Annotated in this window: 1 protein-coding gene; it reads right to left on the bottom strand. The window is 74.9% G+C overall.

Going from position 1 to position 12,487, the window contains the following annotated elements:
* A partial coding sequence (locus tag AB0B14_RS15455) for an SDR family NAD(P)-dependent oxidoreductase (RefSeq protein WP_357522809.1) occupies positions 1–12,475 on the bottom strand: 12,475 nt, incomplete at its 3' end.
* Between the last annotated feature and the right edge of the window lie 12 nt (positions 12,476–12,487).

Raw genomic sequence — 12,487 nt, 5'->3', positions numbered from 1 at the left:
CCACACCCGACCCCGAACCACCCGACGCCACCACACCCAAACCCCGCAACAAACCCCCACGACCACCCGCCAACACCACCGCACGATGCTCCAGGCTGGAACGGCCGAGACCGAGGGAGAGGGCCAGGGACGACAGCGACACAGCGGGGTTGGCGGTGACGAAGTCGCGCAGCTGCGCGGCCTGGGCGCGCAGCGCCTCCTCGCCGCGCGCGGAGATCGGCACCGGCACCAGCTCGGGTTCTGGGTCGTCGCCGACGGGTACGGCCGGTACGTCGACCGGGACGTGTTCGAGGATCACGTGGGCGTTGGTGCCGCTGACGCCGAAGGCGGACACGCCCGACCGGCGCGGGCCCTCGCCCGCCGGCCACTCCGTACGCTCGGTGAGCAGGTCGACAGCGCCGGCAGACCAGTCCACGTGTGGCGTGGGCTCGTCGACGTGCAGGGTGCGCGGCAGCACGCCGTGGCGCATCGCCTGCACCATCTTGATCACACCACCCACACCGGACGCGGCCTGGGCGTGGCCGATGTTCGACTTCAACGACCCGAGCAGCAACGGCCGTTCCCGGTCCTGCCCGTACGTCGCCAACAACGCCTGCGCCTCGATCGGATCACCCAACCGGGTCCCCGTCCCGTGCGCCTCCACCGCATCCACATCCGACGCCGACAAACCCGCGTCCGCCAACGCGGCCCGAATCACCCGCTGCTGCGCCGGACCATTCGGCGCCGTCAACCCATTCGACGCACCATCCTGATTCACCGCCGAACCCCGCACCACCGCCAGAACCTGATGCCCGTTACGCCGCGCGTCCGACAACCGCTCGAGGACGAGCATGCCCGCACCCTCGGCCCAGCCGGTGCCGGCGGCGGAGGCGGCGAACGACCGGCAACGCCCGTCGGCGGAGAGCCCCCGCTGGCGGCTGAACTCCAGGAAGACGCCCGGCGTGGAGAGCACCGCCACGCCGCCGGCAAGCGCCAGCGAGCACTCGCCCCGGTGCAGCGCCTGCACCGCCAGGTGCAGCGCCACCAGCGACGACGAGCACGCCGTGTCGACGGTCAGCGCGGGCCCCTCCAGCCCCAGCTCGTACGCCACCCGCCCGGAGATCACCGCGTCGAGGCTGCCGGTGAGGAAGTGGCCCTCCAGCCCGGCGGGCACCTCGTGCAGTCGGGGACCGTAGTCCTGACTGCTGGATCCGATGAACACGCCGGTGTCGGTGCCCCGCAGCCGGACCGGGTCCAGCCCGGCCCGCTCGAACGCCTCCCACGAGGTCTCCAACACCAGCCGCTGCTGCGGGTCCATGGCCAGCGCCTCGCGTGGCGAGATCCGGAAGAACGCGGCGTCGAAGTCGGCCACGTTGGCGAGGAAGCCGCCGTGGCGGGTGTAGGTGGTGCCGGGGTGCTCCGGGTCCGGGTGGTACAGCGCCTCGACGTCCCAGCCGCGGTCGACCGGGAAGTCGACGACCGCGTCGACCTCCTGCTCCACCAGCCGCCACAGGTCCTCCGGCGACCGGACACCGCCCGGGTAACGGCAGCTCATCCCGACGATCGCGATGGGCTCGTCGACCGGCCGGGTACGGGTTACGGGCACCGCCTCGGCGCGGGCCGAGGTGCCGTAGACGAGGTGGAGCAGGTGCGCGGTGAGCGCTTCCGGCGTGGGGTGGTCGAAGATCAGGCTGCTCGGCAGTTTGCGTCCGGTCGCGGCCGAGAGCCGGGTACGGATGTCGACAGCGGTCAGCGAGTCGAAGCCCATCTCCTTGAACGTCCGCCCGGCGATGTCGGTGGCGTCGTCGTGCCCGAGGACCCCGGCGACCGCCGCGCGCACCACCTCGCGGATCGTCCTGCCCCGGTCGGCTTCGGCCACGGCGGCGAGCCCGGTCGGGGCGGCCGGCGTCGCGGCCAGCGCTCGGCGCACCTCGGGCAGCTCCGAGATCAGCGCACTGGGCCGCGCCACGGTGAAGGTGGCGGCGAACCGCTCCCAGTCGACGTCCGCCACGGCGACGAAGGTCTCGTCGTCGGTGAGGGCCCGCTCCAACGCGGTGAGCGCGTCCTCGGGGCGCATCAGCCGCAACCCCAGGCGGGCGAACCGGGAGCCGGTGTCGCCCGCCGCCATCCCGTCACCGGACCAGGAGCCCCAGGCCACCGAGAGGGCGTGCCGGCCACGGGCACGACGGCGCACGGCGAGTGCGTCGAGCATGGCGTTGCCGGCGGCGTACGCGCCCTGGCCGCTGCCTCCCCAGACGCCCGCGTTGGACGACATCAGCACGAACGCGTCCAGATCGCGGTCGAAGACGGCGTCCAGGTTGGCCGCGCCGACGGCCTTGCCGGCCACCGCCTCGGCCACCTCGGCCGGGGTGAGATCCCGCAGGTCGCCCCAGTGCGGGACGCCGGCCGCGTGCACCACGGCGCGGATCGGGTCGTCCGCCTCGGCGGAGGAGACCAGGGCGGCCAGGGCGTCGGCGTCCGCGACGTCGCAGGCCGCGATCGTCACCCGGGCGCCGAGGGCCCTCAGCTCCTCGGCCAGCGCTTCGGCGCCGGGCGCGTCCGGGCCGCGTCGGCCGGTCAGCAGCAGGTGCTCCGCGCCACGGGCCGCGAGACGGCGGGCCACGTGGGCGCCGATCGCCCCGGTGCCGCCGGTGATCAGGACGGTGCCGGTGGGCCGCCAGGTCGCCTCGCCCCGACCGGTGGGCGGGGCGTGCACGAGCCGCCGGCCGAGCACCTGCTGGTCGCGCAGCGCCACCTGGTCCTCCGCGCTGCCCGCGGCGAGCACCCCGGCGAGCTGCCGGTACGACTCCTCGTCGGCTTCCGTGGGCAGGTCGATCAGACCGCCCCAGCGGGTCGGCGCCTCCAGGGCGGCGGCACGGCCGAGGCCCCACACGGCCGCCTGGTCGGCCACCGGTTCGGCGCAGTGCACCGCCTCGCACGTCGCCACCCACAGCGGCGCCGGGAGGTCGGCCTGGATCAGGGCGAGCGTCGCGGCGACCGGGTCCGGGTCCGTGAGGGCGAGCAGGGACAGCACCCCGGCGAGGTCCGGGGTCGCGGCGACGGTCTCCGCGAGGGAGTCGACGGTCACCGCGACGGGTGACGCGCCGAGCGCGGTGAGCGCGGCGGTGGCCGGCGCCGCGGCGGTTTCGTCGGCGTGGACGATCAGCCAGGTCCCGGTGAGCGTCGGCGACGCGGCGGCGGGGACGGGCCGCCAGTCGATCCGGTAGCGCCAGGCGTCCGGCCCGGACCGCCCGGCGGGCGGCTCGGGGGCTTCGAGCCAGAGGTGGGTGCGTTGGAACGCGTACGTGGGCAGGTCGACCCGGCGGGCGCGCGCGGGGAACGCGGCGGTCCACCGCACCGGCACACCCTGGGTGTACGCCTCGGCGACCGAGCGCAGGAAGCGCAGCGGTCCGCCCTCGTCCCGGCGCAGTGAGCCGAGCACGATCACGTCGTGCTCGGCGGCCTCGGCGGTTCCGGCGACCGCGGCGGCGAGCACGGGGTGGGTGCTGGTCTCGATGAAGGCGGTGATGCCCTGGTCGAGCAGGCTGCGGGTGGCGAGGTCGAAGCGGACCGGTTGCCGCAGGTTGCGGTACCAGTAGCCGGCGTCGAGGGTGGTGGTGTCCAGCCGGGCGCCGGTGACCGCCGAGTGGAACGGGATGGTCGACGGCTGCGGGGTGATCGGGGCGAGGAGGTGGAGTAGTTCGTCCTCGATGGCCGTGACGTGCGCCGAGTGGGACGCGTAGTCGACGGGGATGACCCGCCCCTCGTTGCCGGCCACGAACTCGCGCAGCGCGTCCGCGTCTCCGGAGATGACGGTGGCGGTGGGGCCGTTGACGGCGGCGACGTCGACGCGCCCGGCGTACGGCGCGATCAACTCGCGGACCGTGTCCACGGGCAGCGCCACGGAGACCATGCCGCCGTGGCCGGCGAGCGAACGCCGGATCGCCTGACTGCGCAGGGCCACCACGCGGGCGGCGTCGGCCAGGCTGAGCGCCCCCGCCACGCAGGCCGCGGCGATCTCGCCCTGTGAGTGCCCGACCACCGCGGCGGGCTCGACCCCGTACGACCGCCAGAGGGCGGCCAGGGACACCATCGCGGCGAAGAGGACGGGCTGGACGACGTCGACCCGTTCCAGTGCCTGCGCGTCGTCGAGCACCTCGAACAGGTCCCAGTCGACGTGCTCGCCGAGGGCGTCGGCGCACTCGGCCATCCGGGCGGCGAAGACCGGTGCGGTGTCGACGAGCTCGCGGGCCATCCCGACCCACTGGGAGCCCTGGCCGGGGAAGACGAACGCCACCCGTCGCTGCGTGCCGCCGTCGCCGCGGACGACATCGGTGCCGGCGAGGAGGGTGGCCCGGTCGGTGCCGAGCACCACCGCGCGGTGTGGCATCCGTGCCCGGCTGGTGACCAGGGAGTATCCGACGTCGATCGGGTCCAGGGCGGGGTCCGCCGCGACGAACCGGACGAGCTGGTCCACCTGCGCGGTCAGCGCCGGGGCGGTGTGCGCGGAGAGCACCCACGGCACGACCGGTGGCGTGTCCCCGTCGGCGTCCGGGACGATCTCCGGCTCCGGCTCGGCCTGCTCGATCACCACGTGGGCGTTGGTGCCGCTGACGCCGAAGGAGGACACGGCGGCCCGGCGGGGCCGGTCGACGTCCGGCCAGTCGGTGTGCTCGGTGAGCAGGGAGACGGCACCGGCGGACCAGTCCACCCGTGGCGTCGGCTCGTCGACGTGCAGGGTGCGCGGCAGGGCGCCGTGCCGCATCGCCTCGATCATCTTGATCACGCCACCGACACCGGCGGCGGCCTGGGCGTGGCCGATGTTCGACTTCAACGACCCGAGCAGCAACGGCCGCTCCCGGTCCTGCCCGTACGTCGCCAGCAACGCCTGCGCCTCGATCGGATCACCCAACCGGGTGCCCGTACCGTGCGCCTCCACCGCGTCCACATCCGACGGCGACAGACCCGCATCGGCCAGCGCCGCCCGGATCACCCGCTGCTGCGCCGGCCCGTTCGGGGAGGTGAGTCCGTTCGACGCACCGTCCTGGTTGACGGCGGTGCCGCGGACCAGGGCGAGGACGCGGTGGCCGTTGCGCCGGGCGTCGGAGAGCCGTTCCAGCAGCAGCACGCCGGCGCCCTCGGCCCAGCCGGTGCCGTCTGCGGCGCCGGCGAACGACCGGCACCGACCGTCGGACGACAGCCCGCGCTGCCGGCTGAACTCGACGAACAGCGACGGGGAGGACATCACCGTGACGCCGCCGGCCAGCGCCATCGTGCACTCGCCGCGCCGCAGCGCCTGCACGGCCAGGTGCATCGCCACCAGCGAGGACGAACAGGCGGTGTCGACGGTCAGGGCGGGGCCCTCCAGGCCCATGGTGTAGGCGACGCGACCGGAGGCGACGCTGGCGGCGGTGCCGCTGGCCAGGTACCCCTCGAACTCGCCGGACCCGTCCGGCGCGGCCATCTGCTGTGCGCCGTATCCGCCGTTCATCACCCCGGCGAACACGCCGATCTGGCTGCCCCGGACGGTGTCCGCGTCGATCCCGGCCCGCTCGAACGCCTCCCAGGAGGTCTCCAGCAGCAGCCGCTGCTGCGGGTCCATGGCGGTGGCCTCCCGCGGGGAGATCCCGAAGAAGACCGGGTCGAACTCACCCGCGTCGAGCAGGAAGCCACCCTGCCGGACGTAGCTGCGGCCCGAGCGCTCCGGGTCGGCGTCGAACAGGTTGGCCAGATCCCAGCCCCGGTCGGTGGGGAAGTCGCCGACCGCGTCCGCGCCCGACTCGACAAGCCGCCACAGGTCCTCCGGCGAGCGGACCCCTCCCGGGTAGCGGCAGCTCATCCCGACCACGGCGATGGGCTCGTCGGCGCGGTCGCGGGTCGGCACCGGCGCCGCCGCGTCCGGCTGCGCGCCGGACAGCTCGGCGACCAGGAAGTCGGCCACCGCCCGGGGCGTCGGGTGGTCGAAGACCAGCGTCGCGGGCAGCCGCGTCTCGAACAGGGTGTTCATCCGGTTGCGGAACTCGACGGCGGTGAGCGAGTCGAACCCCATCTCCTTGAACGCCCGATCGGCGTCGACCGAGCCGCCGGAGCCGTGCCCGAGCACGGCGGCGACCTGGCCGCGTACCAGGTGCAGCACCGTGTCGAGACGCTCCTGGGCCGGCAGCGTGGCCAGGTCCGGCCGGCCGGCCGTGGCCTCCGCGACGGGGGTGCGCCGCACGGGCACCCGGACCAGACCGCGCAGCGCCGCCGCAAGGGTGCCGGCGGCGGCCTGCGCGCGCAGCGTGGCGTGGTCCAGCCGTACGGCGGTCGCGGTGACCGGGCCCCCGGCGACGGCGGCGTCGAAGAGCGCGAGAGCGTCCGAGGTGGGCATCCCGACGATGCCGGAGCGGGCCAGCCGGGCCCGGTCCGTGGCGGTCAGCTCGCCGGTCATGGTGCTGGTCTCGGCCCACAGTCCCCAGGCGACGGAGGTGGCCGGCAGCCCCGCGGCTCGCCGGGTCGCGGCGAGCGCGTCGACTGCCGCGTTCGCCGCCGCGTAGTTGCCCTGGCCCGCGGTGCCCAGCACCCCGGCGATCGAGGAGAACAGCACGAACGCGGTGAGGTCACGGTCGCGGGTCAGCTCGTGCAGGTGGACGGCGGCGGCGACCTTCGGCCCGTGCACGACGGCCAGCCGCTGCGGGGTCAGAGACTCCACCACCGCGTCGTCGAGGACCGCGGCGGCATGCACCACGGCGGTGACCGGGTGCGCGGCCAGCACCGCGGCGAGGGCGTCGGGGTCGGTGACGTCACAGGCCACCGCGACGGCGTCGGAGCCCAGCTCGGCGCAGAGCTCCGCCGCGCCGGCAGCCGCCGGCCCCTGCCGCGACAGCAGCACGAAGCCGCGTACGCCGTGCGTCCGCGACAGGTGACGGGCCACCGCCGCCCCGATCGTGCCGGTGCCGCCGGTGATCAGGACACAGTCGTCCGCACGCCAGGGCGCGTCACCGACCGGGCCGGTGACAGCACGCAGGCGGGGGGCGGTCAGCGCGCCCGCCCGCAGCCACACCTCGGGTTCCCCGCCCGCCAGGATCTCCGCGACGTACGCCGGGACGGTCTCCGGGTCGTCCGCGTCGACCAGGACGATCCGGTCGGGGTGCTCCGAGATCGCCGAACGCACCAGGCCGCGTACGGCCGCCTGGTCGAGGTTGCTCCCGGCGTCCCGGGTGACCACCAGCAGTCGTGCCCCGGTCGGCCGTTCCTCGCCGATCCACGCCTGGACGACCTCCAGCACCCGCTCGACCGGGGCCGGGCGCAGCAGCACGGCACCGGCGGACGAGGGCAGACCGGCCAGCTCGGAGACGTCGTCGACGGGCGTCACCGGCACCGGCACCGCCTCGGCGGCGCGCGGCACGGCGACCGGCGCCAGCTCCAGGAGCACCCCGGCGCGCCGCTGGACCAGCTGCTCCGGCACCGGCCGCAGCACCATCGCGGCGGCGGTGAGCACCGGGCTGCCGTCCTCGGCGGCGACGTGCACGGTGAGCCCGGCCGCTGTCGGCGCGAGCCGGACCCGCAGCGTCGTCGCACCGGCGGAGTGCAGCGTGACGTCGTGCCAGCTGAAGGGGAGGCCGGAGGCATCGAGCACGGCGGGGTGCAGTGCCGCGTCGAGCAGGGCGGGATGGATGCCGAAGCCGTCGGCGGTGACCATCTCGGGCAGGCGCACCTCGGCGTGGATCTCGTCGCCGTGCCGCCAGGCCCGGCGCAGGCCCTGGAACACCGGTCCGTACTGGTAACCCTTGTCGCGCAGCGTCTCGTAGGCGGTGCTGAGGTCCAGCTCGTCACCGGCCGGCGGCCACGGCATCCGCGCGACGGCCTCCGGTCGCCCGACGGCCAGCACGGCCGTGGCGTGCAGCGTCCAGTCGGCGTCCTCGGCCGCCTGCTCCTCCAGCGAGTGCACGGTGAGCCGGCGGTGACCGGCGGCGTCGGCCGCGCCGACCGTCACCTGCAACCGCACCCCGGCACCGTCGCCGGGGAGCACGAAGGGCGCCTCCAGCAGGAGTTCCTCGACCGACGTGCTGCCGACGCGCTCACCGGCGCGCAGGGCCAGTTCCAGGAACGCGGTGCCGGGCAGCAGGACCACGTCGTGGACGGCGTGGTCGGCCAACCACGGGTGGGTGACCAGGGAGATCCGCGAGGTGAAGAGGTAGCCGCCGGACTCGGGCAGCGCCACGGCGGCGCCGAGCAACGGATGCTCGGCGGCGAACAGCCCGAGGTCTGTCGCGTCGGTCGCGGCGGGGGCGGCCGAGCCGAGCCAGTACCGGCGGTGGTGGAACGCGTACGTCGGCAGGTCCGCCGGGCCGCCCTGGACCACGGTGTGCCAGTCCACCGGGACGCCCGCGACGTGCGCCTCGGCGAGCGACTGGCGGAACCGGGCCACGCCGCCCTCGCCCCGGCGCAGCGAGCCGAGCGCCGGCCCGTCCAGCCCGTGCACCAGCACCGGGTGCGGGCTGCACTCGACGAAGACGTGCCCGTCGAGCGCCCGTGCGACCTCGTCGAAACGGACCGTCCGGCGCAGGTTCTCGTACCAGTACGCCGCGTCCAACTCCGGGCCGTCGACGAACTCGCCGGTCACCGTGGATCGGAGCGGCACCCGTACCGGCTGTGGGTCGAGGCCGACAAGCGCGGCCAGCAACTCGTCGCGTATCGCCTCCACCTGGGCCGAGTGGGAGGCGTAGTCGACCGGGATCCGCTTGGCCCGGTCCCACCGGGTGAGCACCTCGTCCAGCGCCTCGGGCGCACCCGACACCACCGTCGCCGAAGGGCCGTTGACGGCCGCCACCGACAGCCGCCCGTCCCAGTGCTCCAGGGCCGCCCGGACCTCGGCCGCCGGCAGCGGCACCGACACCATCCCGCCGAGACCGGCCAGCACCTCACGGATCAGGCGGCTGCGCAGCACCACCACGCGCGCCGCCTCGTCCAGGGAGAGCGCCCCCGCGACGCAGGCCGCCGCGATCTCACCCTGGGAGTGGCCGACGACCGCGGCCGGTTCGACGCCGTGCGCCCGCCACAGCTCCGCCAGCGACACCATCACCGCGAACAGGATGGGCTGGACGATGTCGACGCGGCGCAGGGCGTCCTCGTCGCCGAGCACGTCCAGCAGGTCCCAGTCGGCGTACGTGGCGAGGGCGGTCGCGCACTCGTGCATCCGGGCGGCGAAGACGGGAGCGCTCTCCATCAGCTCCAGCGCCATGCCGGTCCACTGCGAACCCTGCCCGGGGAAGACGAAGACCGCGCCGGCCGGCCGGGCCACGCCGGTCACCACGCCGGGCGCGTCGGTCTGCCCGGCCAGTGCGGCGAGGCCGCCCAGCAGCTCGTCGCGACCGGCGCCGAGCACGACGGCCCGGTGCTCCATCAGGGTCCGTCCGGCCAGGGTGGCCGCCACGTCGGGCAGCGCCACGGCGGGCGTTGCGGTGAGGTACGCGTGCAGCCGCCCGGCCTGCCCGCGCAGCGCCGCGGCGTCACGCGCCGACAGCAGCACCGGTACGGGTCCGACCACGGTGGCGGCCGGCACGGGCACCGGGTCGGTCTCCGGGGCCTGCTCCAGCACCACGTGCGCGTTGGTGCCGCTGACCCCGAACGAGGAGACACCGGCGCGCCGCGGCCGGCCCACCTCGGGCCACGGCGTCTGCTCGGTGAGCAGCGACACCGCCCCCGCCGACCAGTCCACGTGACGTGTCGGCTGGGTGACGTGCAGCGTGCGGGGCAGGACACCGTGCCGCATCGCCTCGATCATCTTGATCACGCCACCGACACCGGCGGCGGCCTGGGCGTGGCCGATGTTCGACTTCAACGACCCGAGCAGCAACGGCCGCTCCCGGTCCTGCCCGTACGTCGCCAGCAACGCCTGCGCCTCGATCGGATCACCCAACCGGGTGCCCGTACCGTGCGCCTCCACCGCGTCCACATCCGACGGCGACAGACCCGCATCGGCCAGCGCCGCCCGAATCACCCGCTGCTGCGCCGGGCCGCTCGGTGCGGTCATGCCGTTGGACGCGCCATCCTGGTTGACCGCCGTGCCCCGTACGACGGCGAGCACCCGGTGCCCGTGCCGGCGGGCCGCCGAGAGGCGTTCCACCAGCAGCACGCCCACGCCCTCGGCCAGCCCGAAGCCGTCGGCGCTGTCGGAGAACGCCTTGCTCCGGCCGTCCGGGGCGAGCCCACCCTGGCGGGAGAACTCCACGAACATTCCGGTACCGGACATCACCGTCACGCCCGCGGCCACCGCGAGGGCAGACTCGCCCCGCCGGACGGACTGGGCGGCCAGGTGCAGGGCCACCAGCGACGACGAGCAGGCGGTGTCCACGGTCACCGCCGGCCCCTCGAACCCGTACAGGTACGCCAACCGGCCGGACATCACGCTGCCCGTGTTGCCGGTGAAGACGTAGCCCTCGACGTCGGAACCCTCGTCCATCCGGGGTCCGTAGTCCATCGTCATCGCACCGATGAAGACGCCCGTGCGGCTGCCCCGCAGCGTGCCCGGGGCGATACCGGCCCGCTCGAACGCCTCCCACGAGGTCTCCAACAGCAACCGCTGCTGCGGGTCCATCGCCGCGGCCTCACGCGGGCTGATTCCGAAGAAGTCCGGGTCGAACAGGTCCGCGTCGTGCAGGAAGCCGGCTTCGCGCTGGTAGAACGTGCCGGCGGGACGGGAGTCACCGTCGTACGACGCGGCGAAGTCGTACCCCCGGTTGTCGGGGAACGCGGAGACCGCGTCGCCACCGGCGGCGAGCAACCGCCACAGCTCCCCCGGGCCGGTCACGCCTCCGGGGTAGCGGCAGCCGACACCGACGATCACCACGGGGTCGTCCGCGTCGGCCGCGACCGGCAGGTCACCGTCGTCGGCCGACGCGTCGGCGGCGGCGCCGGTCAGCGTCACCCGAAGCTGCTCGGCCAGCTCGGCCGGGGTGGGGTGATCGAAGACGATCGTCGCCGGCAGGGTGGTGCCCACCGCCGCGCCGATCCGGGCCCGGATCTCCAGCGCCGTGACCGAGTCGAACCCCAGCTCCCGGAACGCCAGGTGCGACGCGACCGGCTCGGTCGTGTCGAGCAGCGCGGCGACCTCCTGGCACACCAGCTCGACAAGCAGGGCCCGCTGCTCCGGCACACTCAGAACGACCAACCGGGCGCGCAGTGGGGACTCCGGCCGGGCCTGGGCGCCGTCGGGTGGTGCCGGCAGCGTCACCGTCGTCGGGTCGTGGCCGGCGAAGACGGCGGCCCAGTCCGGGGCGACGCCGTCGACGTACAGCTCGCCCAGGGTACGAACGACCTTGCCGAGGTCGGCCTGTCCCCGCCGGACGGTGGCGCGGACGTTCGCCCGTGCGCCGGCCGCCTCGACGGTGCCCTGGAGGGCGCCGGTCAGGACGGGGTGCGGGCTGACCTCCAGCAGCACGCCCGCGCCGTCGGCCAGCGCGGTCCGGGTGGCCTGCTCGAACTCGATGGTGCTGCGCAGGTTGCGGCACCAGTACTCGGCGTCCAGCGGCACGTCGTCGGGGAGGACGTGCCCGTAGACGGAGGAGTAGAAGGGGATCCGCGGCGGACGCGGGCGCAGCGGGGCCAGCACCTCCCGCAGTCGGGGCACGATGCGGTCGATGTGCGCGGAGTGGGCGGCCAGATCGACTCCGATCGCCCGCGCCTTCACCCCCTCGGCGCCCAGCTCGTCGAGGAGCGCCGCGGCGGCGTCGGCGTCACCGGAGACGATCAACGCGCCGGGCCCGTTCACCGCCGCCACGTCCAGCCGACCCTCGTACGCGGCGAGCCGTCGGCGTGCCTCGTCGAGTGGCAGCGACACGGCGACCATCGCCCCGTCACCGGCCAGGGTGGCCTGCAGCTGGCTCCACAGCGCCGTGATGCGGGCGCCGTCGGCGAGGGACAGGGCGTCCGCGACGACCGCGCCGACCACCTCGCCGAGGCTGTGGCCGAGTACGGCCGACGGCTCGACGCCGTAGGACCGCCAGAGGGCGGTGAGCGACACCATCACCGAGAAGAGCACCGGCTGGACGACGTCGGTCCGCTCCAACGGTGGCGCGTCGGGCACCCCGTGCACGACGTCCAGCAGGGACCAGTCGAGGAACGGGGCGAAGGCGTCGGCGCACTCCCGCATCCGGGCCTCGAACACTCCGGCGGTGGCCATCAGCTCGGCGGCCATCGCCGGCCACTGCGAACCCTGGCCGGGGAAGACGAACACCACCCCGCCGGGAAGCGGTGCGCCCTCGGTCAGCCCGGCCGCGCCACGCCCCTCGGCGAGGGCGCTCAGCGCGCGGCGGAACCCGTCGGCGTCCTCCGCCGTGACCGCGGCGCGCCAGCCGTCGGTCCTGCTCTGCCGGGACAACGACCAGCCGACGTCGGCCGGCCGCCAGTCGGGCCGGCGGTCCAGCTCGTCGAGCAGCAGTCCGGCCTGCGCACGCAGCAAACCGGCGCTGGCTCCGGACAGTCCCCACAGCAGTGAGTCGGCGTCGCTCCGCACGATGTCATCGGC

The sequence above is a fragment of the Micromonospora sp. NPDC049171 genome (genome assembly GCF_040648275.1).
Lineage (GTDB): Bacteria > Actinomycetota > Actinomycetes > Mycobacteriales > Micromonosporaceae > Micromonospora.
The sequence above is the reverse complement of the archived record's forward strand: the minus strand, read 5'-3'. Positions and strand labels throughout refer to the sequence as shown.